Origin of the sequence: Paraburkholderia sp. RL18-101-BIB-B, from assembly GCF_046026985.1 — a bacterium.
In the GTDB taxonomy this organism is placed as follows: Bacteria; Pseudomonadota; Gammaproteobacteria; order Burkholderiales; family Burkholderiaceae; genus Paraburkholderia.
Genome location: NZ_JARESV010000012.1, coordinates 166,918 through 192,082, shown reverse-complemented (window position 1 = coordinate 192,082; position 25,165 = coordinate 166,918). Strand labels below are relative to the sequence as shown.

General features: G+C 62.1%; 19 protein-coding genes and 1 tRNA gene. 10 read left to right on the top strand and 10 right to left on the bottom strand.

The features are described from left to right. Window positions 1-105: 105 nt before the first annotated feature. The 4 genes from P0D73_RS19705 to P0D73_RS19690 all read left to right on the top strand — a co-directional run bounded on the left by P0D73_RS19705 (window position 106) and on the right by P0D73_RS19690 (window position 4,102). Entirely contained in the window at window positions 106-1,224 is a 1,119-nt protein-coding gene (locus P0D73_RS19705) for an acyltransferase family protein (RefSeq protein WP_408177905.1), read from the top strand. 162 nt (window positions 1,225-1,386) lie between these two features. After that, window positions 1,387-2,400, top strand: a complete 1,014-nt coding sequence (locus P0D73_RS19700; protein ID WP_408177906.1) for a class I SAM-dependent methyltransferase — start codon at window positions 1,387-1,389, stop codon at window positions 2,398-2,400. A 204-nt stretch (window positions 2,401-2,604) separates the two neighbouring features. After that, window positions 2,605-2,823, top strand: coding sequence for a hypothetical protein (locus tag P0D73_RS19695; protein ID WP_408177907.1), 219 nt, complete (start codon window positions 2,605-2,607; stop codon window positions 2,821-2,823). 757 nt (window positions 2,824-3,580) lie between these two features. Next, window positions 3,581-4,102 (top strand): hypothetical protein, encoded by a 522-nt coding sequence (locus P0D73_RS19690; protein WP_408177909.1) that lies wholly within the window; start codon window positions 3,581-3,583, stop codon window positions 4,100-4,102. A 47-nt stretch (window positions 4,103-4,149) separates the two neighbouring features. Here the strand turns inward: P0D73_RS19690 and P0D73_RS19685 are convergent, their stop codons facing one another. From P0D73_RS19685 to P0D73_RS19670, 4 genes are all read right to left on the bottom strand, one after another. Next, complete coding sequence (locus tag P0D73_RS19685; protein ID WP_408177910.1) at window positions 4,150-4,425, bottom strand: hypothetical protein; 276 nt, start codon at window positions 4,423-4,425, stop codon at window positions 4,150-4,152. A gap of 403 nt (window positions 4,426-4,828) precedes the next feature. Next, a complete protein-coding gene (locus tag P0D73_RS19680) occupies window positions 4,829-5,989 on the bottom strand; it encodes an acyltransferase family protein (RefSeq protein WP_408432610.1) in 1,161 nt (386 codons plus the stop codon). Window positions 5,990-6,563: 574 nt separating this feature from the next. Then, window positions 6,564-6,638 (bottom strand) — tRNA-Arg (locus P0D73_RS19675). A gap of 260 nt (window positions 6,639-6,898) precedes the next feature. Beyond that, a complete protein-coding gene (locus P0D73_RS19670) occupies window positions 6,899-7,090 on the bottom strand; it encodes a rubredoxin (protein WP_007175738.1) in 192 nt (63 codons plus the stop codon). 325 nt (window positions 7,091-7,415) lie between these two features. On the opposite strand from P0D73_RS19670, the gene P0D73_RS19665 reads away from it, so the two are divergent. The 5 genes from P0D73_RS19665 (at window position 7,416) to P0D73_RS19645 (ending at window position 15,358) form a co-directional block, all read left to right on the top strand. Continuing rightward, window positions 7,416-7,817 (top strand): DUF4399 domain-containing protein, encoded by a 402-nt coding sequence (locus P0D73_RS19665; RefSeq protein ID WP_134456770.1) that lies wholly within the window; start codon window positions 7,416-7,418, stop codon window positions 7,815-7,817. A 181-nt stretch (window positions 7,818-7,998) separates the two neighbouring features. Further along, window positions 7,999-9,936: an ATP-binding cassette domain-containing protein gene (locus P0D73_RS19660; RefSeq protein WP_132375402.1), complete on the top strand. Its 1,938-nt coding sequence runs from the start codon at window positions 7,999-8,001 to the stop codon at window positions 9,934-9,936. 356 nt (window positions 9,937-10,292) lie between these two features. Further along, the gene (locus P0D73_RS19655) at window positions 10,293-12,278 is read left to right on the top strand and encodes a DNA topoisomerase IV subunit B (protein ID WP_132375401.1); all 1,986 of its coding nucleotides are present in this window, start codon (window positions 10,293-10,295) and stop codon (window positions 12,276-12,278) included. Between the two features lie 64 nt (window positions 12,279-12,342). After that, window positions 12,343-14,667: a DNA topoisomerase IV subunit A gene (gene parC, locus P0D73_RS19650; RefSeq protein WP_408432596.1), complete on the top strand. Its 2,325-nt coding sequence runs from the start codon at window positions 12,343-12,345 to the stop codon at window positions 14,665-14,667. A gap of 232 nt (window positions 14,668-14,899) precedes the next feature. After that, window positions 14,900-15,358 (top strand): CopD family protein, encoded by a 459-nt coding sequence (locus tag P0D73_RS19645; protein WP_012432243.1) that lies wholly within the window; start codon window positions 14,900-14,902, stop codon window positions 15,356-15,358. Window positions 15,359-15,462: 104 nt separating this feature from the next. Here the strand turns inward: P0D73_RS19645 and P0D73_RS19640 are convergent, their stop codons facing one another. The 6 genes from P0D73_RS19640 to P0D73_RS19615 form a co-directional block, all read right to left on the bottom strand. Further along, entirely contained in the window at window positions 15,463-16,671 is a 1,209-nt protein-coding gene (locus tag P0D73_RS19640) for a chromate transporter (protein WP_408432594.1), read from the bottom strand. Between the two features lie 167 nt (window positions 16,672-16,838). After that, the gene (locus tag P0D73_RS19635; protein ID WP_342960554.1) at window positions 16,839-19,193 is read right to left on the bottom strand and encodes a bifunctional diguanylate cyclase/phosphodiesterase; all 2,355 of its coding nucleotides are present in this window, start codon (window positions 19,191-19,193) and stop codon (window positions 16,839-16,841) included. 496 nt (window positions 19,194-19,689) lie between these two features. Continuing rightward, window positions 19,690-20,580 carry a PhzF family phenazine biosynthesis protein gene (locus P0D73_RS19630; RefSeq protein ID WP_408432592.1) on the bottom strand — a complete coding sequence of 297 codons (891 nt, stop codon included), beginning with the start codon at window positions 20,578-20,580 and terminating at the stop codon, window positions 19,690-19,692. Between the two features lie 166 nt (window positions 20,581-20,746). Then, window positions 20,747-21,211, bottom strand: a complete 465-nt coding sequence (locus tag P0D73_RS19625) for a RidA family protein (protein WP_132375398.1) — start codon at window positions 21,209-21,211, stop codon at window positions 20,747-20,749. An 88-nt stretch (window positions 21,212-21,299) separates the two neighbouring features. Then, window positions 21,300-22,496, bottom strand: a complete 1,197-nt coding sequence (locus tag P0D73_RS19620; RefSeq protein ID WP_132375397.1) for an aminotransferase-like domain-containing protein — start codon at window positions 22,494-22,496, stop codon at window positions 21,300-21,302. Window positions 22,497-22,568: 72 nt separating this feature from the next. Further along, complete coding sequence (locus tag P0D73_RS19615; protein ID WP_408432590.1) at window positions 22,569-23,270, bottom strand: VOC family protein; 702 nt, start codon at window positions 23,268-23,270, stop codon at window positions 22,569-22,571. 262 nt (window positions 23,271-23,532) lie between these two features. Here P0D73_RS19615 and P0D73_RS19610 point away from each other — a divergent pair, with 262 nt between their 5' ends. Then, complete coding sequence (locus P0D73_RS19610; protein WP_132375395.1) at window positions 23,533-24,987, top strand: aminotransferase-like domain-containing protein; 1,455 nt, start codon at window positions 23,533-23,535, stop codon at window positions 24,985-24,987. Window positions 24,988-25,165: the final 178 nt, after the last annotated feature.

Genomic DNA, 25,165 nt, shown 5'->3' with positions numbered 1-25,165 from the left:
ACTCGTGGAACTCTCGTAGCCCGATCCTTACCAAACATCTCGAGAAATTATCGACTGTCACCATCCGCGTAGTTGGATATTCGCGACGCGTCCCCGGAATAGGCAATGAATCAACCTCAGCACGTCCGGATTGCTGGCCTCGACGGCTTACGCGCACTTTCCGTCATTGCGGTATTTCTTGCGCATACCGGTCTTGCCGGCGTTGTGGGGGGCGGGTATGTCGGTGTCGATGTATTTTTCGTCTTGAGCGGCTACCTGATCACCAACCTACTCGTAGCCGAACACTTGCGCACCGGCCGGATCGATTTGCCGGCGTTTTATTGGCGGCGCGCCCGGCGGCTTTATCCGGCTCTATTGCTGATGCTTGCAGGCGTCGGTGTCTATTGTCTGATATTTCCTGCCCCGTTGAGATTGGGTCTGGAAGTTCTGCCGGCTTTCTTCTATGTGATGAATTGGGTGCGTGCGTTCGAGATCTACGATGCGCATCTCACCGGACATACATGGACCCTTGCGATCGAGGAGCAGTTTTACCTTGTCTGGCCGCTGATCCTGCTGGGCGTGTTGAAATTTTGGCCACGGCGCATCCTGATCGCGGTTGCGCTTCTCACGGTCGCGGTGATTGGGTGGCGTTCGTTTCTGATGTCGCATGACTTCCCGGTGGTCCGCGTTTATTGTGGTTTCGATACTCACTCCGACGGTCTTCTGATCGGCGCGTTGCTGGCAGTGGCGCCTCGCCGCTGGACCTCCTGGGCCGGCAAGTTGTGGCCGGTTGCTGCTGCCTATCTCTGTTTCGTGCTGCTGAGCGAGACCGGCGTCGAGTTTTCGTTGCAGGCGTTGGGTTATCCGCTGACACCGTTAGCCGCAGCACTCATCATTGCGAAGGTCGTGACGGATCAGCGTTCCACGTTGGTTCGGGTGCTCAATATCGCGCCGCTGGTGGGACTAGGGCGAGTTTCGTACGGCTTTTACCTGTGGCACTACGTTGTCCTGCAGTCGATGCTCTACGGCGGACATGACACGATGGGCGCATTTTTCGGTGGCTTCTCCCACCCGGATATCGCCATGGTGACGATCACTTTCGTCATATCGATGGCACTGACCCTGTTCTCGTGGTTTGTCGTCGAAAAACCGGCAATGAGATTGCGGTTCCCGTGGCGGCGACGCGGTGGCGACCCGAACCGAAGCCGGTGCGCGAGATACGCGACCGACGAAAACGGCCATTAGCGTAATGGGCGACGTTTGCCGCGTCTGCAACACTTAATAGTCGGGGGCGTAACCATCAATTTGTTTAGTTTCCGTGTCAGTCGATAGTTAATTGATTTGTTCGGCTGCAGTGCAAGACATGGTAAGTTGCACGGTGCCAGTCCCCACGCCGAGAGGTAGTTCATGAATCTGGTCACGACGCTGCGCCGCGGACATCTTCTGAAACATGCCAATCTGTCGGGAGTCGGTCTCGAGATAGGGCCGTACGATCAGCCAACCGTCTTCAAGTCGGAAGCCGATGTGCGATATCTGGACTGGAAAGATAAAGAGCAACTGGTTCGGGAGTGCACGCATCCGGACATGATCGTCGACATACCCGAAATCGATTACGTGGTTCATTCGAACCGGTACGGCGACTACATCAGCGATAAGTTCGATTACATAATCGCGAATCATGTGATGGAACACGCGCCCAACATGATTCAATGGCTGTCCGACTTATGCGACATGATGCAGCCGGGCGGAATCCTGTTTCTCGCCTTGCCCGACAAGAAGTTCAGTTTCGACAAATATAGGCAGGACACGGCGCTGAGCCATTTCGTGGCCGAGTATCTGGCGGGCGTCGAGGAAATCCCGCGCGAACATCAAATCGAATGCGAGATCTATTACGACGAAGCATTCGTCAACAAGCCGATGCATGTGGCCGACAAGCTGGATATGAACCGTATCCGGCAGAAGCTGCAGGCGCCTCCGCATGTCGGTATTCACAGTCACGTTTTCGAGAGCGGCACGATCGTGTCCAAGGTTTTGAAGCCGATCCTGAAGATGGGTTTCGTGGAATTCAATCTCGTCGACTTCGTGCCTGCGCGCGGAGAAACCGGCGGAGAGATGATCATTGTTTTTCGCAAGGAACCTCCTCGCGTTGAGCTTACGACCGAGGAGTTCTACGGCACTCCGGTGGGTACGGAGAGGGCGGTGAGCATGAGTGCCGACCCGGCTGAGCGGCTCGCCGAAGCCGAACAAGCTCTTGCGGAAATGCGAGCCAAGGTCGCAGTGATGCAAGAGGAGATCGCATCAAGGACTTCGACGATCAGGGAACTCGAGTCATCGACCTCCTGGCGAATCACGGCGCCGTTGCGTGCCGCGGTGACGAAGCTTCGCGGGCTAGGTGCGAGGGGGCGAAACGTATCGTATTGAGTGCGCGCGTCGAAGCGGCTATGTACCCCGGTGTATCTGGCCGCCGCGTCGCAAGAGATGCGGATAGTCGCTTTGGGGTCAAGGCGGCAGGGTGAACAGGCAATTTCGTGAAAAACGCTCCAGCATCGAGGCACAGCTGACACGGCCGCACCGCTTCTTTGTATGATATTCGGCAGATGCCCTTCACCATTTGTCGGAGACCCCATGAAACCGATCAAATTGCGTGTGCCGCGCGAGGAAGCCGCCGACCTGCCGGACGATCTCACCGCATGGGCGAGCCTCTCTGGCGTTGATCCGGGACTGACCGTGTTGAGCGAGCCCGGGTCCACGACCGACAGTAGCTCACCGGTTCTGTACCAGGTCTACGTGAGCCAAAGCTTCTTCGAGCAATTCCCGGAATGGCGGATGTATATCGAGCAGTAGTCGATCACGGCTCGGTAAGCGTTTTTGAAAACATCATATGAAATCCCTGGTTATATTCATCGACAGGTTTCTGTAAGATAATGGCTCACGTCAGCGCCCCGAGCGCGGTGTGTGTGTTTTGAGCCGCAGCGTTGCCTGCGGCTTTTTTTTTGCTGAGCCTTTCTGAACCAGGTGGTAGTTTCCCTGGTGGCTCACCTTGGGGCATGGCGGTTGCGCGATGTTGGCTGCATACGCGGACCATCGCGTCAGGAGATTGATCATGGTTTGCCAAACCTATGCTCCGTATCGCGGGTTCAGAATCGACGTTCAGGTCACGACCGGGAAGACGTTGTGTTTGCACAATGTCGGACGCCGGTACAAGGTGTCCTGGACTATCAGTTCGTCGAGTCAACCTGTACAAAAGGTTGCAAGTTTTCCAGAGCAACTGGAATTCATCTCTGAGCAGGATGCGTTCAGATATGCGGAGAAGCGAGCGCATACGTTTATAGACTGTATGCACTCGGGAAACGCCGTCGAGCATACGGTATATGGCACCGTTCACGGTCCATTTGCAGATACATCGGCACACGCGACGCCCAAACCCTGACGCGCGCGAGGTCGGAGCCACACTGCGCATAGCTCGCACACCGCCTGCAGCCATTCCGCTTATCGCGATACTTCAGAACCCCAGCGAAAATGCCGATACTGAAGCCGCAGAAGAATGTCGTCACACGAATTGAGTCGGCCTGGATGCCGGCAAATGCGGTGGGGTGATGGGATGCTGAAAATATCGTGTGTGGTGCTCGCGGCTGCACTTGCGTTGCCGCTTACGTCCGAGTCGGCACCAATCGGTGATTGGATCACTGGCGCGACTGATGATGGACAACTCTTCGCCGGTTCGGTAAACGATAGCGGCGGAATGTTGATGAAAGCGTGCAGACCTTCAGAAGGAGTCTGCTACTGGTATCTCATGACAGCCACCAACTGCGAGAAAGGGGTGACCTCGCCAGCCCTGTTTTCTACATCCCTTGGCGCCATTCCTTTTCAACTCACCTGCGACACGTCGATTACGCAAAGTGGCCGCCCCATGTTCCGCGCACAGATTGGCAACCCGGACGCGATGGATTCGCTGCTTGACTCTACTATGCCTCTCGGGATTGCCGTCGCCCTTCAGGATGGCAGATTCGCCGTCTACCGCTTCTCCATGTCGGGAGCCAAGCAGGCAGTTTCAATTCTGATGCAGGGCGCGGCCAAGCTTAGCAATTCGAATCGGCAGGGCACGCGGGATTCTGCTCTCTAGTCTCGAACTGCCAAGAATCATTTAGCCGGCCGAGCAGGCCGGCACGCTTAGCGCCCGTGGCCGCCGCCGTGGCCCCCACCATGTCCACCGCCGCGGCCACCTTCCCAGTGTCCCCGCCCGTAACCGTGGTCCCAACCGCCATGGTGGTAATCCCCGTGATGGTAACCGCCGCCGCCTCCAGCCCAGACGTTGATGCTGCCGTAGCCGTATGCGGGTACATAGTCGGGCCCGTATCCAGGATCGGCGTACCCGTAGCCAGCCGGATATGCGACGCAACCCGACAGAGCGGCAGCCAAACTGGTAATTGCGATAAGCCTGAGCATGTTGCACCTCCTTAAAAGATCAGAGTTGGGGGTGCAGAACGAAGTTCGGCGCGAATTGTGTCCGCAGGTTACTGGCGCGCCGAGACCGCTACTTTGAGCGCAACAGACGCGCCGCGCAGATCTGATGGATGCCACAAACCGCCGGCGATTTATAGTCGAGCATCCAGCCATCGACAAGGAGCGGCAGGTGAGGCTGTACGTTTCCATCACCTGCGGCGTCAACTCAGCCGCTATCTGCCCGAGCGCGATGCATTCCTGTCAATCCAAACGCGCTCCGTTCGCCTGGCCAGCAATTGGTATTGATTTGTGAACCACGCCATGAAAATTTCTACAAAACATTCACGCCTGCAATGCGATTAGATCTCTTGCTCTCGGCGCTTCCGAATGATTGGCCTGCTATGGATTAGGCTATTACATTGTGCCGTGCCGTGAGTCGCGACCAGACTAGCCTCTGAGCGGGGATCTCGATCAGATGGTGGGCTACCGCTGCGACCGCAATGGCCGCCAGCCAATACGCGATTGCCTTGGTAGAAATCGAATAGCTTGGCGTCATGTAGCCGTGGTCTTCCGCGTACCGCAATACGAGTTGATGAACCATGTATAAGGCAAAGCTGATCTCGCCTAGGTAAATGAGTGGTCGCGCATTTAAAAGGCGAGACAAGATGCCTTTTTCAAGCGCGAAAACGGCTATTAGCAAAGCGAACACAATGGCCGCTCCGCAGTTTGATAGCCAAATAGCAACAGGCTTGTTGGGATGGAAAGGTAGGTCGGAGACGAATTTGAGATCTGCGGCCCACACCGCCGACACTGCGATCAATGCGACGCCAATTTCAATCACGCTCGCTGGCCAGCCGGTTTTGATGGCTCGCCCCAGTTTCTCCCGCAGTTGATAGGCAGCGATGCCCATCATAAATTCGCTCAGTCTGGTGATCGGTGAAATGTACGCGGACCACAACATCAACGGGCGTCCCATGTTCTTAAAGGCAAGCAGCATTGCGGCGGTAAGAAGCACGGTGCCCGCGAGCTTGACGGCCCAAGTGGTGTTCGCTCGCCAAATCAGTAGCGGGAAGACCGCATAAAAGAACGCCTCATCGGACAGGCTCCATGAAACCCCGTTCAACGAGAAATAGTCGTTGATGTTCCATGACCAGGCATGCAGCAGCAGAACATTGAGCGCCGCTGCCGCGCCCGCAATAGAACCGCCTTCAAAGTGAATCAGCCATGCGGCTGCCGCAGCGCCAGCAAGGTGCAGGGGCCAAATCCTGGCGAACCGTTTCAGATAAAAGGAGCGAAGGTCATTCTTTGATGTGATCGTTCTGTGGGTATGGGCGAGAATATAACCAGACAGAACGAAGAAAAGGGATACCGCCTGCGTGAGCGCAAGATGGTTCGCGAGGCCGAAATAGCCGAACTCTCTGCGAGTATGAAAAACGACCACCATGGCGGCAGCAAAGAATCGCAACGATGTCAGCGAATGGATTTTTTCTGCTTTCACTGGTAAGGCCTCGAAAGATTGCGAGATATTACCAGCGTCACGGCAGGTGCCGTCAGAACGATACGTCATCGTCGACACATCTGCGCCCTCCCAGATAACGGGCGAGTGAACCGCATCATCGCTCGGCGGCACGCCTATGTGCATCCAAAGGTTAACTCGGCCTCCTGAGGCGTCCACCCGCGAACACCATGCGTCTGCATGCCGACCTGATGTCAGTATGCAAATGCCCTGCGCGATGCCCAGCGATGCTCAGGCTTTCGACAAGCGGTCTATGCGAAAGGCGTATCCAGCGTCCGACGTCCAGCATCTTCCTTTGACTTAATTGGCGCGCAGTCAGCCATCCCTGCGAACAGATCTCCGGCATCATTGAGACGTGCTGCGGATCTCCGTTCGTCGTCATACTGCGGATCGTTTTCGCAGAGGTACCGGCGCAACCCATCCAACGTAGGGAGTGTTGAGCAAGTTTTGCATGGATTCGCTCGAGGCGGCTGTTTAGATACCAACCCTGCGCGAACCACAGCACGACTGCCAACGAATCTGGATTGTGTTGGGCAAACGTGGGCACTGATGACAGCAAAAAGCCCCACAGCGCAAGGCATACGGGGCTTTTCTGGGCAAACTTGGGTGCTGCTGGGAAGCTAGTTGGTCCCCCTGACAGGAATCGAACCTGTATCTAGCGCTTAGGAGGCACTTGTTCTATCCATTGAACTACAGGGAGAGGACCAAACCAAAATGATCGCCGCAATCCCGCTATCGAACAAGGTCCGCGAGGATCGGGCGAGTCCAAATTCGCCAGCGAGCGCAGAGTATATCAAACACGCCCAAACGCGAGGAGGGCCGTGCAGGAGCGCCGAAGCCCGTCCCACAAAGCAAACGGCCCAGCAGTCAAAGCCTGCTGGGCCATGTGAACTGCCCGGGCGATCGCTCCAGCGCGCGCAACGACCTAACGCAGCGCCCCGGCAGCCCGATAAACCCGCCTCAGAACTCCACCACCGCGAACTCAGCCTTGCCCACGTCGCACAGCGGGCAGCGCCAGTCTTCGGGAATCGCGGCGAAGCGCGTGCCCGGCGCGATGCCTTCCTCTGGCAGGCCTTCTTCCTCGTTGTAGATCCAGCCGCAAATCAGGCAGACCCAGCTCTTATATTCAGTCACTTCAATTACTTCGCTCACGACGCACTCTTCTCTAGTTCAATGCAAGATCCGCCCAGTCTGCCCCTTTTTTGGGCACGGCGGCGACCCGCAATATTACCGGAATTTGTCAATCCGGCTGAAAACGGCCGATGTCGCAGCGCCGCAAAGTGTCTGGCACCACGCCGAACCCACTCGACGGACCGCGTCACACACAGCGTGTATGCTCTGATCCGCAGCAGATCTTTTGGACCGGCGCGCCGGGGCGCCTGGCATGAACTGCGACGATCGGCCTCAGGCCACTGAGGCGCCATCGCCGCCGACATGGCCCGCGCATGACTTTCGTTTCCCAAAAAGGAGAAAAACGATGTTCAAGAACAAATGGTTGGTCGGTGCGGCATTGGCCGGATTGCTCGCCGTATCCGGCGCGGCGCAGGCCGCGAGCGTGTCGTTCGTGCAGCCGGCGGACGGCGCGACCGTCAGCAATCCAGTCCACGTGGTGTTCGGCGTCGACGGCATGAAGATCGCGCCGGCCGGCACGATGACGGAAGGCACGGGCCACCATCATCTGCTGGTGGACGGCAAGCCGCTGCCCAAGGGCGAGGTCATCCCCGCGAACGACAAGTCGCTGCACTTCGGCAAGGGCCAGACCGAAACCGATCTGACGCTGCCGCCGGGCGACCACACGCTGACGCTGCAATTCGGCGACGGCGCGCATCGTTCGTACGGTCCGGAAATGAGCAAGACCATCACGGTGCACGTGAAGTAACCCGCCGCACGAGACAGCCGGGTGGGTGCAACTGCCCGTCCGGCGTCCGCGCCATGCGCAGCCGGGCTATCCGCGTCGGGCAAGCCGGCCGTTCGATCTATCTCTTCCGGCATACAGGCACCCGCCCGTGCGCCCGGTACAATGGGCAGTTCCGACTCATCGCTGTCTTCTCCAATTCTCCATGTCGCTTTACACCATTACCGGAGCCCAACTGGCGTTCGGTCACGTCGCGTTGCTCGATCACGCGGATTTCTCTCTCGAAGCGGGCGAACGCGTCGGGCTGATCGGCCGCAACGGCGCGGGCAAGTCGTCGCTGCTGAAGATCGTCGCCGACCTGACCAAGCCTGACGACGGCCTCGTCACGCGCCAGCAGAGTCTGAGCACGATTTACGTACCGCAGGAGCCGGAGTTCGACACGGACGACACGGTGTTCGAAGCGGTCGCCGCCGGCCTCACGCACGCCCGCGCGCTGCTGGACGAATACGACGCGGTCGCCAATCAGCTCGCCGACGAGCCGGAAGGCCCGGAGCACGACGCGCTGATGTCGCGCATGAACACGCTGCAATCGGCGCTTGACCATTCGGACGCCTGGAACTGGAGCACGCGCGTCGCGACCACGCTGCAGCAGATCGGCCTGAACGGCGAGGCGCGGGTGGGCTCGCTGTCGGGCGGCATGCAAAAGCGCGTGGCGCTGGCGCGCGCGCTGGTCGTGCAGCCGGACGTGCTGCTGCTTGACGAGCCGACCAACCACCTCGATTTCGACGGCATCCGCTGGCTCGAAGACCTGCTGGTGTCGCTGCGCGCGGGCCTGCTCTTCATTACCCACGACCGCGCGTTCCTCGATCGAGTCGCCACGCGCATCGTCGAACTAGATCGCGGGCGTCTGTTGTCGTATCCGGGTAATTTCTCGGCTTATCAGACGCGCAAGGCGCAGCAGCTCGAAGTCGAGCAAGTGGAAGCGGCCAAGTTCGACAAGCTGCTCGCGCAGGAAGAAGTGTGGATTCGCAAGGGCGTCGAGGCGCGCCGCACGCGTAGCGTCGGCCGGATTGCGCGGCTCGTGGAAATGCGCAACCAGCGCGCGGAACGCCGCAACGTGCAGGGCAACGTCAAGCTCGACGTCGGCCAGGGCGAGAAGTCCGGCAAGATCGTCGCCGAATTGACCGACGTCACCAAGCGCTACGGTTCGCGCACGGTGGTCGACAGCTTCACGGCCACCGTCATGCGCGGCGACAAGATCGGCTTTGTCGGGCCTAACGGTGCGGGCAAGACCACGCTGCTCAAGATGATCCTCGGTGAATTGGCGCCTGACGAAGGCACGGTGCGCATCGGCACGAATCTGCAGGTCGCGTATTTCGACCAGATGCGCGCGCAACTTGATCTGGACAAGAGCCTCGCCGATACCATCAGCCCGGGCAGCGAGTGGGTGGAAGTCAACGGCCAGAAGAAGCACGTCATGAGCTATCTCGGCGACTTCCTGTTCGCGCCGGAACGCGCGCGTTCGCCGGTCAAGTCGCTGTCGGGCGGCGAGCGTAACCGCCTGCTGCTCGCGCGTCTGTTCGCGCGTCCGGCCAACGTGCTGGTGCTCGACGAACCGACCAACGACCTCGACATTCCGACACTCGAACTGCTCGAAGAACTGCTCACGGAATACGACGGCACGGTGCTGCTGGTCAGCCACGATCGCGCGTTCCTCGATAACGTCGCGACCTCGGTGATCGCGTCGGAAGGCGGCGGTAAGTGGCGCGAGTACGTCGGCGGCTTTACCGATTGGCAGATCCAGCGCGACCGTTCGCAGCAAATGGCGCTGGACGCGCAGAAAGAAGCCGGCAAGGACGCGGGCAAAGATGCGGCCGCGGCCAAAGACAGTTCCGCTGGCCGCAATACGCAACGCGCCGCGAAGCTGTCGTTCAAGGAGCAGCGCGAACTGGAGGCGCTGCCCGAGAAGATCGCCGCGCTGGAAGCCGAGCAGAAAGCGATTGGCGCACAACTCGAAGACGGCTCCGTATTCGCCAAAGACGCGCAGGAAGGCACGCGTTTGACGGAGCGCTATGCCGCGATCGACGAAGAACTGCTGGTCGCGCTCGAGCGTTGGGACGAGCTGGAAAACCGGCGCAAATGAGGCGCGGGGGCGGCGCGGGATGGGGCCGCGCCACCGCCGTCCCTTATCCAGACGGCCAATCCCGTGCATCGTGAATTGCCGCGCGTATCGAAATCAGTAAAATACCCCGCGAACAGGCTTCCCCGGCGTTCGCACCAGCGTCGACGTTGCCCGCCTTGTTGCACATGCAGGGCAGGCTTCGAGCCGCCGTCGAGCGCGCCAACGGGAAGCCATGCGACAAAACAGCTTGCCCGCACTGCGGGCACCCCACCTAACCCCGTTGTTTCGTTTCGCTTTTTTTGAAAACTCAACGCATTGTCCACAGACCTGTGAACAGGACCTGTGGACAACGATGAACCGACGCACCCGAGTCAACCATGTCTACGAAAAAGCCAAACGCCGCGTATAGCGAAGCGTCGATCAAGGTGTTGAAGGGTCTGGAGCCGGTCAAGCAACGGCCCGGGATGTACACCCGCACCGAGAATCCGCTGCACATCATTCAGGAAGTCATCGACAACGCGTCGGACGAGGCCCTCGGCGGCCACGGCCGGCAAATCACGGTCACGCTGCACGCGGACCATTCGGTCTCGGTCGAGGACGACGGCCGCGGCATTCCCTTCGGTCTGCATCCGGAAGAAGGCGTGCCGGTCGTCGAGATCGTTTTCACGCGTCTGCACGCGGGCGGCAAGTTCGACAAAGCCGCCGGCGGCGCGTACACGTTTTCGGGCGGCTTGCACGGCGTCGGCGTGTCCGTCACCAACGCGCTGTCCACGCGCCTCGACGTCACCGTGTGGCGCGACGGCAAGATCGCCGAACTGAGTTTCGCCAATGGCGACGTCGCCAAGGAACTCGAAGTGCGGGCCGCCGCGAAAGGCGACAAGAAATCCGGCACGCGTGTCACCGCGTGGGCCAATCCCAAGTACTTCGATTCGCCGAACCTGCCGCTCGGCGAACTGCAACGTCTGCTTCGTTCGAAGGCCGTGCTGTTGCCGGGCGTCGAAGTCACGCTGATCAACGAGAAAACCGGCGAACAGCAAACCTGGAAATACGAAGACGGTCTGCGCGGCTATCTGCTCGAAGGCATGAACGGCAGCGATCTGCTGATTCCGCTGTTCGAGGGCGAGCGCTATGCCGAAAACTCGCGCGCGAGCGAAGAGACGTTCGCTGAGGGCGAGGGCGCCGCATGGGTGGTCGCGTGGAGCGAGGAAGGTACGCTCATGCGCGAGTCGTACGTCAACCTGATTCCGACGCCCGCGGGCGGCACTCACGAATCCGGTTTGCGCGACGGTCTGTATCAGGCGGTGAAGAGTTTCGTCGAGTTGCACAACCTGCAGCCGAAGGGCGTCAAGCTGCTCGCAGAAGACGTGTTCGCGCGAGTGTCGTTCGTGCTTTCCGCGAAGGTGCTCGATCCGCAATTCCAAGGGCAGATCAAGGAACGCCTGAATAGCCGCGACGCGGTCAAGCTGGTGTCGTCGTTCGCGCGGCCGGCGTTGGAGTTGTGGCTGAATCAGCACGTCGAGCACGGCAAGAAGCTCGCCGACCTCGTCATCAAGCAGGCGCAGGCGCGCACGCGCGCCGGGCAGAAGGTCGAGAAGCGCAAGAGCTCGGGTGTCGCGGTGCTGCCGGGCAAACTGACCGATTGCGAATCGACGGAAATCGGCCGCAACGAACTGTTCCTCGTCGAGGGTGACTCGGCGGGCGGTTCCGCGAAGATGGGCCGCGACAAGGAATATCAGGCCATCCTGCCGCTGCGCGGCAAGGTGCTGAACACGTGGGAAACCGAGCGTGACCGCCTGTTCGCCAACAACGAGGTGCACGACATCTCGGTGGCGATCGGCGTTGATCCGCACAGCCCTGACGACAAAGTCGACTTGTCGAATCTGCGCTACGGCAAGATCTGCATTTTGTCGGACGCGGACGTCGACGGCTCGCACATTCAGGTGCTGTTGCTCACGCTGTTCTTCAAGCATTTCCCGCAGCTGATCGAACGCGGACATGTGTGCGTGGCGCGTCCGCCGCTGTTCCGGGTCGACGCGCCCGCGCGCGGCAAGAAGCCGGCGCAGAAGCTGTACGCGCTCGACGAAGGCGAACTCGAAGCGATTCTCGACAAACTGCGCAAGGACGGCGTGCGCGACACGCAATGGTCCATCAGCCGCTTCAAGGGTCTCGGCGAAATGAGCGCGGAGCAGTTGTGGGACACCACGATGAACCCCGACACGCGGCGCCTCTCCCCGGTGGCGCTCGGCGAACTCGACTACGACGCCACGGTCGCGCGCATGACGATGCTGATGGGCAAGGGCGAAGCGGCGTCGCGCCGCAGCTGGCTGGAAGAAAAGGGCAACGAAGTAGAAGCGGATATCTGAGCGCTTTTTAAAGCGCACTCACTCCGCACGAAAACTTCACGCCAAACACGGATACGGAATCTAGATGGACGACGATAACACTCTCGACCTTTTCACCGAGCCGCCGCCCCCGGAGGGCGACTTTCTCACGCTCGGCAACTACGCGGAACGCGCGTACCTCGACTATGCGGTGAGCGTGGTCAAGGGCCGCGCGCTGCCGGATGTGTGCGACGGCCAGAAGCCGGTGCAGCGCCGCATCCTGTTCGCGATGAACGACATGGGTCTGTCCGACAACGCGAAGCCGGTCAAGTCGGCGCGCGTGGTCGGCGACGTGCTCGGTAAGTATCACCCGCACGGCGACCAGTCCGCGTACGACGCACTGGTGCGTCTCGCGCAAGACTTTTCGATGCGCTATCCGCTGATCGACGGCCAGGGCAATTTCGGTTCGCGCGACGGCGACGGCGCGGCGGCAATGCGGTACACGGAAGCGCGCCTCACGCCGATCGCGAAGCTGCTGCTCGATGAAATCAACCAGGGCACGGTCGATTTCATGAAGAACTACGACGGCGAGTTCGACGAGCCGAGGTTGTTGCCGGCGCGCTTGCCGTTCGTGCTGCTGAACGGCGCGTCCGGCATCGCGGTGGGTCTGGCCACGGAAATCCCGTCGCACAATCTGCGCGAAGTCGCGGGCGCCACCGTTGCCATGATCCGCAATCCGAAGATCACGCACGCGGAATTGATTCAGCACATTCCGGGTCCGGACTTCCCGGGCGGCGGCCAGATCATTTCGAGCGAAGCGGAAATCTCCGCGGCGTACGAATCCGGCCGCGGCAGCCTCAAGGTGCGCGCGCGCTGGAAGATCGAAGAGCTCGCACGCGGCCAGTGGCAACTGGTGATCACCGAACTGCCGCCGAATACGGCCGCGCAGAAAGTGCTCGAGGAGATCGAAGAGCAGACCAATCCGAAGATCAAGCTCGGCAAGAAGGCGCTCACGCCCGAACAGTTGCAGACCAAGCAGACCATGCTGGCGCTGCTCGACGCGGTGCGCGACGAGTCCGGCAAGGACGCGCCGGTGCGTCTCGTGTTCGAGCCGAAGTCGAGCCGCATCGATCAGACCGATTTCGTCAATACGCTGCTCGCGCATACGAGCCTGGAATCCAACGCCTCGCTGAATCTGGTGATGGTCGGTGGCGACGGCCGGCCGCGTCAGAAGGGCTTGAGCGAAATCCTGCACGAGTGGATCGCGTTCCGCTTCGCCACGGTCACGCGCCGCACGCGTCATCGTTTGTCGAAGGTCGACGACCGGATTCACATCCTCGAAGGCCGGATGATCGTCTTTTTGAATATCGACGAAGTCATCCGCATCATCCGCGAATCGGACGAACCGAAGGTCGCGTTGATGGCCGCGTTCGGCCTGTCCGATCGCCAGGCCGAGGACATTCTTGAAATCCGGCTGCGTCAGTTGGCGCGGCTCGAGAAGATCAAGATCGAGAAGGAACTCGCCGAACTGAAAGACGAGAAGGCCAAGCTGGAAGAGCTGCTCGGCAGCGAACCGGCGATGAAGCGCCTGCTCATCAAGGAAATCGAAGGCGACGCCAAGCAGTACGGCGACGAGCGCCGCACGCTGATCCAGCAAGAAAAGCGCGCGACGTTCGAAGCGCGCGTGGTCGATGAACCGGTGACGGTCGTCGTCTCGCAGAAGGGCTGGGTGCGTGCGCTGAAGGGCCACGGCCTGGACGCGGCGGGCTTCACGTTCAAGGCCGGCGACGGCCTCTACGCGGCCTTCCAGTGCCGCACGCCGGACACGCTGGTCGCGTGGGGCAGCAACGGCCGCGTCTATTCGGTCGCGGTGGCGATGCTGCCGGGCGGCCGCGGTGACGGTGTGCCGGTCACGTCGCTGATCGAACTAGAATCGGGCAGCCATCTGATGCATTACTACGCGGCGTCTGCGGATCAGGCGTTGCTGCTTGCTTCGAGCAATGGCTTCGGCTTCGTCGCCAAGGTCGGCGACATGGTGAGCCGCGTGAAGGCCGGCAAGTCGTTCATGACGATCGACGCCGGCGCCGCGCCGCTCGCGCCGATGCCGATGCTGCCGGACGCGACGCACATTGCGTGTCTCTCCTCGGGCGGGCGTTTGCTGGTGTTCGGCCTCGACGAGATGAAGACGCTCTCGGGCGGCGGCCGCGGCGTCACGCTGATGGGTCTCGACGACAAGGAAACGCTCGTGCAGGCGCTGGCCATCAATAACGCGGGTGTCGTGTTGATCGGCACGCGCCGTGGCGGCCGCGTCGACGAAGAAAAGGTGAGCGGCGCCGCGCTCGCGCCGCATATCGGCAAGCGGGCGCGCAAGGGCCGCGCGCCTGAGAGCAAGATGAAGCTCGAAGGCATGCGTCCCGTGCTGGCCGTTTAACAAAGCTTGACGCTGGAACACGGCAAGCGTCTGCTAGCATGCGAGGCGCTTGTCGTGCGTAGTACAAAACCGGGGAGCAGCATCGCCATTGCGGTGGGCATGCTGCGATAACAACTACAAAAACGGCGTGAAAGCCACGAATGCCATGGAACTGCGTGCATAGCGCGCGGTCGAATGCGCTCAATAGCCGCTCGTTATACGCGGTGTGGCGTCGTCGGGAGAGGAAAACAACATGAACAAGGCTATCGAACTCGCGCTCTTTCTCCATCTGCTCGCGGTTGCCGTGTGGGTAGGTGGGATGGTGTTCGCGCATTTCTGTCTGCGCCCGGCAATTGCCGATCTCTCGCCTCAATTACGCTTGCCGTTGTGGGAATCGGTGTTCGGCCGCTTCTTCAATTGGGTCGCCGCCTCCGTGCTGGTGATTCTCCTCACCGGCGGCTTCCTGCTGATGCAATTCGGCGGTGGGCATGCCACCTGGCCGCTGCATGCCATGGCCGGCCTCGGCATTGTGATGATGCTGATCTTCGGGCACATCCGTTTCGCCGTGTTCCCGCGCATCCGCCGCGCAGTGCAGGCGCAAAAATGGCCGGATGGCGCGCGGGCCGTCGGCACGATCCGTCGTCTGGTGCTGATCAATATCGTGCTTGGCGTGGTGACGATCGGCGTCGCGGTGCTGTCGCGCGGCTTCTAAGATTTTGCAATTGCCCGTTTGAAGTCCGATCGCCGCGTGGTGACACCGCCGCGCGGCGCACCCTTGAAGCCTCGCCACCATCGAGCGAAGCGCCGCTGCGCTGTCTAGATCAGCGCGCCATACGCGAGCCACAGCCCGCACACCACCGCGACCGTCCCGTACACCACGTACACCGGCACCTTCAGCTTGGCGAAGCACATCGCGGAGAACAACGCGGTCAGCAGATAAACCGGTTTGAACGGCACATGCGCGGCAATGCGCAGCACGGCCACCGCGAGAAACGCGGTGGTGACGGCGCGCAGGATCCGCATGCCGTGCTCGAAGCGCGGATTGGCCTTCAACTGATGCAGATGCCGCTGTGCCAGCACGACGAGGCACCCCGACGGCACGAATAACGCAAGCGTGGCAATCAGCGCGCCCACCCAGCCATCCACCAGATAGCCGAAGAACGGCACCACGTTCAACAGCGGCCCGGGCGACAGCGGCGACAGCGAGAACGCCAGCGTGAAGTCGTTATCGGAGACGCCGATCGCCGGCGTGACGAACAGCGTCTTGAGCACCGGCAACGCCGAGAAGCCGCCGCCGAACAACGTCATGCCGGCACCCGCAAGCCGCGGCCACAACAGCGCCAGTTCGTAGCGATGCGGCAACGGCATCGCGAACAACACGAGAAACACGCTCAGGGCGGTCAGCATCTGCCAGTCGCCACGCGCGAACGACGCGACGACGCGCGAGTTCCGAACCGGGCTCACCAGCCAGCCGGTGCCGAAGGCCGCCCCGAGCATGACGACATAAGCGGCCGGACTGCGCGCATAGAAGAGCGCGATGCAACCCAGCACCGCCGCGCCCCATTCGAGTTTGCCGCGCACCAGCGCACGCGTCTGTTTATACCAGGTGATCGCGATCAGCGTGGCCAGGACGACACTGAAGTGATTGAGCAAGGTTTGCGAGGCGGCGGCGCGCACGAACGGCGTGCGATAGAAGATCGCAAACAATGTCATCAGCATGAAGAAGGGCAGCACGCTGGCAATGCCCGCGACCCAGGCGCCGGTGCGTCCGCGCAGCGCATGTCCGAGTTGCACGGCGACATTGCAGCCTACCGGGCCGGGCACCATCCAGGCGAGCGCGATCAGATCGGAGAAAGCGACGCGCGAGAGGCGTCCTTCGCGTTCGACATAGTGGTTTTCAAGTTGCGCCATGAGCGCGAGGCCGCCCCATGACAGCGCGGACAGGCCGAATACGACCCGAAACAGCGTCCATAGCGGTTCCCGTTCGCCTCGTCGGGCAGCATCCTGGCTCGTGATCATCTGCATGGCGCCACGAGCGCCCGGCAGGCGGCCGCTCGTCCTTTGAGATCATCGTTTAGTGGTTTTGACGCGGCCGGCGGGCGGCATCGCGCTGTGATGCAGTACAGCGAGAATGTAGCCGGTTTTGCGGCGCTGCGGGTAGATGACCCGTGACGACCCGCTGCGTGCGCCGCTCAGGTGTTGGTGCTGGACACGCTGCTGGCGCTGTCGGCTTCGTGCGCGGTGCGGCGGCCCGTCATGCCGCAGACGCCGAAACGTTCGAGCAGCGCCGGAATCGCGTCCACCGGAACTGGACGCGAGAACAGGAAGCCTTGCGCCTCGATATGGCCGAGCGCGGCGAGCCACGCGATCTGCTCTTCGGTCTCCGTGCCTTCGACTACCACCGTGAGCCCGAGCGAACGCGCCAGATTGACGATCGCGGTGACCATCACGCAGACGCTGCGGTCGCCCGGAATTGCCTGGATGAACGAACGGTCCACCTTCAACGTATCCACCGAGAAGCGGTTCAGATAAGACAGCGACGAATAGCCGGTGCCGAAATCATCGAGCGCGATGCGCACGCCGAGACGCTTCAACGCGAAGATCTTCTCCGAGACGAGTTCGGGATACTCCATCATCGCCGTTTCGGTGATTTCGAGCTCGAGGCGGCGCGCGGAGATACCGCTTTCCTCGATGGCGTGCGAGATCGTTTCGTACAGGTCGCCGCGCCAGAACTGCACCGCCGAGATGTTCACCGCCAGCGACAGCGTGTCGTAGCCCTGTTGCTGCCACAGCGCGAGTTGCCGGCAGGCGGTCTCGATCACGAAGTCGCCGATCGGCACGATCAGGCCGGTCGACTCGGCAACCGGAATGAACTCGTTGGCCGGAATCAAACCGTGCTGCGGATGATTCCAGCGCACCAGCGCCTCGAAGCCGGTAATGCAGCGGCGCGTCAGATCGATCTTCGGCTGATAGGCGAGGAACAGTTGCCCTTCGGCGAGCGCGACGCGCAACTGCTGTTCCCACTTCATCAAATGATCCGCGCGATGCGACAGTTGCGGCGAATAGAACTGATAGCAGTTCTTGCCCGCGTCTTTCGCGCTGTACATGGCGAGGTCGGCTTTTTTCAACAGGTCGATCTCGCTTTCGTTGGTGACGGAGTAGAGCGCAATGCCGATGCTCGCATGCAGCACGAACGAACTGCCGCGCACTTCGAACGGCTTGGCGAACGCTTCGGCCGCGGCTTCGGCGAGCGCGACGGCGCGCTTCTCGACGTCGTCGCCCTTGATCACGACGACGAACTCGTCGCCGCCGATGCGGCTCAGCGCGCCGCCTTCGCCGACCGCGGTGGCGAGCCGTGAGGCTGTCATTTGCAGGACGATGTCGCCAGCGTTGTGGCCGAGCGTGTCGTTGACGGTCTTGAAGTTGTCGAGATCGATAAAGAGAATCGCGAGGCGGCCGAGGTTGGCCTGCTGCGCCACGTCGTGCCGCAGCGTTTGCAAGGTTGCGTAGCGGTTGCGCAGACCGGTGAGCAGATCGTATTCGACCAGATGCGTCATCTCGCGCTCGCGGCCGAGCAGCTTGCCGATCAGGCCGGTGGCCACGGCGAAGAAGCTCAGCATGGCGAGCGAGATGAAGCCCGCCATTAGCAGATAGACGTTGCGTGTGTGGTTGTAGTCGGCGAATTCTTCGGCTTGCGAGAGACCCACCAGCACGCCGAGCGGATAACCGTCGATATGCCGGTACGACACGATCCGCGTGACGTTGTCGATCGAATCGATGTAGGTGCCCGACACATGCTCCGAGGTCGGATACGAGCCGCTCGCAGAGAACGCGCCGTTGGCGGTTTCGGCGCTACCGGTGCGCCGCGCGAGCACGGTGCCGTTGTCCGAGATCACCGCGATCACGCCTTCGCGGCCGATGGCCGCGTTGTTGTAGAAGTCGGTGGTGAAATAGCTGGGATCTTCGGAGACCACCACGACGCCCGCGAACGAGCCGTCCGGGTGATTCAGACGCCGCGTCATCTGCAATGTCCAGTGGCCGGACACGCGACCGAGCACCGGCTTGCTGATATACAACTGGTCGTCGTTCTCGTGTTCGTGGACCTTGAAGTGTTCACGGTCGGATAGATCGATGCGCCTGGGATTGAGTTCGGCGGTGTTGGCGATCAGCGTGCCGTGCTCGTCGATCAAGGACACCTGCACTAGCGTCTCGCTTTGCACTACGCCTTTTTCCACTGTGCTGGCGAGATCGAAATGATTCGGCGTCTTCTCGAACTCGAATTTGACAAAGCGGGTGATCTGATCGACCTGGTGAATCGCCTTGACCGTGTGCTGCTCCAGCGCCGCGGAGAGAATCGCAGCAGAGGCCATGGCTTCACGATAAGTGGCTTCTTTCTCGACCGACAGACGCGCGAAGATCACCGTCCAAAGCAGGATCAGGACCAAAACGCCGAGCGCGGGAATCGCGAGCAAAGCGCGCCGGCGCGACACTGCGGGATCGCGCCGGGCTTTGGCTTCGCGCTGGTCGGAGAAGCGGGATTGACTCATCGGGCGGCCCGTGCGTGGGTGCCGGCCGGTTGCAAACGAACGAGCGTCGACTGCGCTGATTTCATGAGTGGCTGCATGGTGACCAAGGTGCCGGAACTGCTGCGCAGAAGAGATAAGCGTGGCGCCGTGCCTGACCATCCGCAGGTCATCGGGTACGTCTCGATATTACTTAATGCCACTGGATTAAGGAAGAGGCCGGGCATCGGGTATACGAGGGCGCGGCAAGCTGGCCGGTGCGGCGATTTTGACACCCCGTCCGGCCAATCTTGAGGCGGCCGCTGCGCTGTCGTGTTCGAGTATTTCATCGGGAATCGGCGGCGAGGCGCGCCGGCATTCAGGTGTGCCAGGCCTTTAACAGGCCTCTTCCAATGCAAGGCGCATTTAATCGCGCAAACGATGCGGCGTTTTGTGGTCAAGCGCGGCCAGGCAGGGCGAACCCTATGCCGCCTTCTTCGGTTGCATGCCAGACACATGAACGAGGCAAGGGGCGTGCCGATCAGGGCAAGCGAAACGTGCCGTCGACAATCGTCACCGACGGGCCGCCGATCCATGTCTTGCGGCGTGCGTCGTCGTAGTGCACGGAAACCTGGCCGGCTCGGCCCAGCGCGGTGCCTTGACGGGCTGAATAGTGCGTGCCCGGGCGCAACTGCTGGGCGCTCAGCAGGCCGGCGAGCGCCGCATTGGCGCTGCCTGTCACAGGGTCTTCACCGATGCCGAAACTACCGCCGGCCATCAGGCAGCGCACCTCGAAAGTGGCCGGGCCGCCGGCCTCGTGCGGGCCGTAGACGGCGAGGCCATGCGTATTGACCGAACGCACGATGTCGGCTAACGCGGCGGCATCGGGTTCCAGCGCGAGGCATTCACGCGCCGAATTGACGCGCACCACGAGCCACGGCGCACCATTGTCGACCGCGCAGGGCGTCGCGCTGAAATCGATCGCGTCGCTACGTAAAGCCGTAGAGAGCGCCGCGTAGCGATCCTCGGCAAGCGGCGTGACTCGCGCGGGCGGCGCGGCGAAGGCCCACGCGCCGTCCGCTCCGGGCAGCGCCTCGAGTTCGACGAGTCCCACGCCGCATTGCTGCACGAGCTTGCCGGCCTGCTTCGGCTGATAGCCGCTTTCGCGCAGCGCGTGCGCGGTGCCGAGCGTCGGGTGACCCGCGAACGGTAGTTCGCCATGCGTGGTGAAGATGCGCACGCGATAGTCGGCGGCCGGGTCGGTCGGCTTCAACAGGAAAGTCGTTTCGGACAGATTGGTCCAGTGGGCGATGGCCTGCATCTGATTCGCATCGAGTGCGTCGGCATCGAACACGACGGCAAGCGGATTGCCTTTGAACGGCACCGACGTGAACACGTCGACTTGTTTGAAACGGACAGTGTGAGCGGGCATCGGGCGCGGTCCAGCGAATCAAACGGATGGATAGGGTTGGCGGATTCTATCCGTTGACGGCGGAACGATCTACCTCGCCACAAATGCAAAACGCGCCGCGGGTGGCTGACACCTTGCGACGCGTTCCTGTTCCGCTGCGCCGGATGAACCGGCGGCGTCGACTGCGTTACTCGACTTCGGCGATCATCTCGATCTCGACGCACGCGCCGAGCGGAATCTGGGCGACGCCGAATGCCGAACGCGCGTGCTTGCCGCGTTCGCCGAACACGTCGGCGACCAGTTCGGACGCGCCGTTGGTGACCAGATGCTGTTCGGTGAACTCGAGCGTCGAGTTGACGAGGCTCATCAGCTTGACGATGCGCGTGACGCGGTTCAGATCGCCGACATGCGCGTGCAGCGTGGCGAGCAGGTCGATGGCGATCGAGCGTGCGGCGGCTTTGCCTTCCTCGGTCGTGAGGGTGGCGCCGAGCTTGCCGGTCCACACCTTGCCGTCCTTCTTGGCGATATGTCCGGAGAGATACACCGTGTTGCCGCTTTGCGCGCTCATCACATACGCGGCAGCCGGTGCGCCGGCGGTCGGCAGTTCGATGCCCAGTTCCTCGAGCCTGTCGTAAATATTCGTTTGAGCCATGGTGTGTCCTTCGTCAGTAGTGGAATTCGCTGGATGCGGGCCGGGCGAAAATCGCGCAAGCCGCGCGCAAACAAGCGCGCGGCAGCGTTTAGATTTTCGCGCGGATCAGCGCGCCGAGACGCGACACGCCTTCGTCGATTTTGGCCGGCGGCACCGTCACGAACGACAGGCGCAGCGTGTTGTGTTGCGCTTCGCTCGCGAAGAACGGACCGCCCGGCACGAACGCGACGTTCTGCGCGACAGCTTCTTCAAGCAGCTTCATGCTGTCGATCTGCGCGGGCAGATTCACCCACACGAACATGCCGCCTTCCGGGCGGTTCCAGCTTACGCCTTCCGGCATGTAGCGTTCGAGCGAGGCCAGCATGGCCGCGCATTGATTGCGATACAGTTCGCGGATTGTCGGTACGTGCGTGTCGAGGAAGCCGTCCTTGATCACTTCGTACACGATGCGCTGCGTGAAGCTCGGCGTGTGCAGATCCGTGGCTTGCTTGGCTTGCACGAGTTTGAAGATCAACTCTTCGGGCGCGATGATGTAGCCGACCCGCAGGCCCGGCGCCAGCACCTTCGAGAACGAGCCGAGATGGACGATGTGGTCAGGCGCCATCGACAGCATGGTGGGCAGCGGTTCGCCCGCGTAGTCGAGCGCGCCGTACGGATCGTCTTCGATCACCGGGAACGGCGCGGTCTTCGCGAACTCGGCGAGCGCGCGACGGCGTTCGACCGGCAGGCGGCGCCCCGTCGGGTTCTGGAAGTTGGGTTGCGCGTACAAGAGGCGCGCGCCGGCCGTCAGTTCGGGCGTGAGCCCTTCGGGGACGAGGCCCTGTTCGTCGGTCGGCACTTGCACGTAGCGCGGCTCGTACATGGAGAACGATTGCAGCGCGCCGAGGTAGGTCGGCGTTTCGACCAGCACCGGGCTGTCTGGACATACCAGCACCTTGCCGAGAAGGTCGAGCGCCTGCTGCGAGCCGGTCGTGATCAGCACCTGAGTCGGACGAATCTGCGCGCCGTTCACCGAATAGCGCTTCGCGACCCATTCACGCAGCGGCAGAAAGCCTTCGGTCGCGCTGTATTGCAGCGCCGCGGCGGGTTCGTCGCGCAGAATGCGGTCCGCTGCCGCGCGCATGCGTTCGGCCGGGAAGGTCGCCGGCGAAGGCAGGCCGCCTGCGAACGAAATGACTTCGGGCCGCTCCGTGACCTTCAGAATCTCGCGAATCGCCGAGCTCGTGAGCTTGCGTGCGCGTTCGGACAATTGCCACGTGGGGGCTTTCAAGTCGCTTTGGTCCATGGTCTCCTCTGCTGGTACTGGAACCGGTCAAAACTTCAATTATCGCGCGAGTCGGCGACCCGCGCGCACTGCTTATTTAAGGGTCCGTAGACCGTCGGGTGTTTCAAATTCGGCGGTGAGCGCCGGGGCGCCTTCCGTGGACTGCAACTCGATCAGATGGGCTGCGCCGAGCCAACGCAGTTGCGCCACCACCGTATCGGCTTGCGGATGCGCGCCTTTCAAGGCTTTCAGCGAAATCTCCGTTTCCGGCAAGGCCGTGGACGGATGGTTCGTCGTATCCCACTGGATCAACGAGGGCAGCACGCCGTCGCCGATGCCTTGCCAGGCGGGGAACGCGCCGTCGTCGGACACCGTCAGGCCCCACGTGAAATCGCCGCGCGTCATCGGCACGACAGGTGGAATGCGCTGCGGATACTGCGCCTGCCACGTCGGCAGACGTTTCGGCCGCTCGACCCGGGCGACCCAGTGCGACAGATACGGTCCGTTTTCGAGCCGCGCGTGCGTTGCCGGGTCGTCGAGGGCAAAGAGGCGCGGGCGTGGCGCGCTGCCGTCGCCCGGCGCAGTGGCCAACGACGCCGCCTGCGGATCGACCGCGATCACTTCCAGATACACGCCGCCCCACAAGTTCAGCAGGCGGTTGTGCGTGCGCATCAGCGGATGCGCGCCGCCGCCGGCCGGTGCGACGCCGAGCGTATCGGCGACGTACTGTGTGCCCTCGTCGAGGGTGCGGGCGGAAATCACGAGGTGATCGAGGCGGAGCGGATGAGCAGTCATGACGGATCGGGGAAACGGTTTCTGCGGTAGACCGGAGCGTGCCGGGTGTCGCGGCAACGCTGCCGGGGCCGTAAGCATAACCGTTTGCCGGATCGGCGGGCCATGCGGATGGGTGTTCGGCAGGGTTTTGCCGGAGAGCGCGTGGGCGTGGTGAGGCTTGCCGTGGCACATTCCATCCTTACTGCTCTCAAATGTAACGACGCCGACCGGCACAGTAACGGTACAATCCATTCGATACTGTTCGGTACAGTTGGAGCCCGTCATGTCTGTCCCGCTCGCCCAGATTCCCGCCCCGCACGACACGGCCTCGCTGACGCTGGTCGAGCAGCTCGTCCAGTGGGCGCGCCGCCGCATCGAGGAGCGCGTGTTCCGCCCCGGCATGCGCATGCCGTCGATCCGCAAGCTCGCGCTCGACAAGGGCGTGTCGCGCTTCACCGTGGTCGAGGCGTACGAACGGCTGGTGGCGCAGGGTTTTCTGGAGTCGCGGCGCGGCTCCGGGTTCTATGTGCGCGAGCGGCTGGGCGCGTCGGCCAGCACCGAGATTCATCCGCTCACAGAGGCGGCGCCGGCGCCTGCCACGATCGACGTGGTCTGGCTGCTGCGCAACATGCTGCACACCGGCGCGCGGCCAGAACGCAGTCCCGGCCTGGGTTATCTGCCGGCGCGCTGGCTCGACGGCGACCTGATCACCAATGCGCTGCGCACGCTCGGCCGGCAAAGCGGCGCGCAGATGCTCGGCATCGGCACGCCGCTGGGTTTCTTGCCGCTGCGCCAGCAATTGCAGACGCGGCTCGAGGAACTGGAGATCGGCGCATCGCCGGATCAGATCGTGATGGTGTCCGGCATCACGCAGGCCATCGACCTGATCTCGCGCATCTACGTCAAGCCGGGCGATGCCGTGATCGTCGGCGATCCGGCGTGGTTTCAGATGTTCGGGCGTTTCGCGTCGCAGGGCGCGCGGCTGGTCGGCATGCCGTACACGCCGGACGGCCCGGATCTCGACGCGCTCGAGTCGCTCGTGCAGACGTGGCGGCCGAAAATGCTGGTGATCAATTCGGTGCTGCAGAACCCGACCGGCACGTCACTCACGGCGGCCCAGGCGTTCCGCATTCTGCGTCTTGCCGAAGCGTACGATTTCATCGTCGTCGAGGATGATATTTATGGCGATCTATGTCCGCCGAGCTATCCGGGCACGCGCCTGGCGAGCCTCGACCAGTTGAAGCGCGTGATCTACCTCGGCAGTTTTTCGAAGACGCTCGCGCCGAATCTGCGGGTCGGTTTCGTTGCCTGCGCGCCTGAAGTGGCCACGGCGGTCAGCGACCAGAAGATGCTGGTCGGCATGACGAGCCCGGAACTGAACGAGCGTGTGCTGTACAAGATCCTGACCGAAGGCCACTACCGGCGGCATGTCGAACGGCTGCGCGTGCGGCTCGACGGCGTGCGCGAGAAATCCGTGCGGATGCTGGAGAAGACCGGCCTGAAGCTGTTCCTGACGCCCATGGCCGGCATGTTCCTGTGGGCCGACACGGGCGTCGACGCCGACGCGCTGGCGGCCGCCGGCCACGAAGCCGGTTTTCTGCTGACGCCCGGCAGCCTGTTTTCCCCGCAGCAGTCGTCGACCACCTGGATGCGCTTCAATATTTCCAACTGCGGCGATCCGGAGCTGGCAACCTTTTTGTGCCGTTATCTCGACAGCGTGGCGCGCCGCGCCTCTTGAAACCGCGCCGGCTTGCCCCCAATTACGCGGACAATCCGGCGGCCGGCGCATCCGGCGGCCGGCGCTTCGGCCCAGCGGCGGCGGCCCACCGGCGTTCCGCCGGCGGCAAGCCGGCAGGCCGCAACGAACGGCGCCGCGCCCGACTTGAACCCCCATTCGCAACAGAGAGGAAGTCCGA

Bases quoted from the DNA above. Each gene is read 5' to 3' on its own strand.
- P0D73_RS19705 (WP_408177905.1), top strand. From the start codon at position 106: ATGAATCAACCTCAGCACGTCCGGATTGCTGGCCTCGACGGCTTACGC.
- P0D73_RS19700 (WP_408177906.1), top strand. From the start codon at position 1,387: ATGAATCTGGTCACGACGCTGCGCCGCGGACATCTTCTGAAACATGCC.
- P0D73_RS19695 (WP_408177907.1), top strand. From the start codon at position 2,605: ATGAAACCGATCAAATTGCGTGTGCCGCGCGAGGAAGCCGCCGACCTG.
- P0D73_RS19690 (WP_408177909.1), top strand. From the start codon at position 3,581: ATGCTGAAAATATCGTGTGTGGTGCTCGCGGCTGCACTTGCGTTGCCG.
- P0D73_RS19685 (WP_408177910.1), bottom strand. From the start codon at position 4,425: ATGCTCAGGCTTATCGCAATTACCAGTTTGGCTGCCGCTCTGTCGGGT.
- P0D73_RS19680 (WP_408432610.1), bottom strand. From the start codon at position 5,989: ATGACGTATCGTTCTGACGGCACCTGCCGTGACGCTGGTAATATCTCG.
- P0D73_RS19665 (WP_134456770.1), top strand. From the start codon at position 7,416: ATGTTCAAGAACAAATGGTTGGTCGGTGCGGCATTGGCCGGATTGCTC.
- P0D73_RS19660 (WP_132375402.1), top strand. From the start codon at position 7,999: ATGTCGCTTTACACCATTACCGGAGCCCAACTGGCGTTCGGTCACGTC.
- P0D73_RS19655 (WP_132375401.1), top strand. From the start codon at position 10,293: ATGTCTACGAAAAAGCCAAACGCCGCGTATAGCGAAGCGTCGATCAAG.
- parC (WP_408432596.1), top strand. From the start codon at position 12,343: ATGGACGACGATAACACTCTCGACCTTTTCACCGAGCCGCCGCCCCCG.
- P0D73_RS19645 (WP_012432243.1), top strand. From the start codon at position 14,900: ATGAACAAGGCTATCGAACTCGCGCTCTTTCTCCATCTGCTCGCGGTT.
- P0D73_RS19640 (WP_408432594.1), bottom strand. From the start codon at position 16,671: ATGCAGATGATCACGAGCCAGGATGCTGCCCGACGAGGCGAACGGGAA.
- P0D73_RS19635 (WP_342960554.1), bottom strand. From the start codon at position 19,193: ATGAGTCAATCCCGCTTCTCCGACCAGCGCGAAGCCAAAGCCCGGCGC.
- P0D73_RS19630 (WP_408432592.1), bottom strand. From the start codon at position 20,580: ATGCCCGCTCACACTGTCCGTTTCAAACAAGTCGACGTGTTCACGTCG.
- P0D73_RS19625 (WP_132375398.1), bottom strand. From the start codon at position 21,211: ATGGCTCAAACGAATATTTACGACAGGCTCGAGGAACTGGGCATCGAA.
- P0D73_RS19620 (WP_132375397.1), bottom strand. From the start codon at position 22,496: ATGGACCAAAGCGACTTGAAAGCCCCCACGTGGCAATTGTCCGAACGC.
- P0D73_RS19615 (WP_408432590.1), bottom strand. From the start codon at position 23,270: ATGACTGCTCATCCGCTCCGCCTCGATCACCTCGTGATTTCCGCCCGC.
- P0D73_RS19610 (WP_132375395.1), top strand. From the start codon at position 23,533: ATGTCTGTCCCGCTCGCCCAGATTCCCGCCCCGCACGACACGGCCTCG.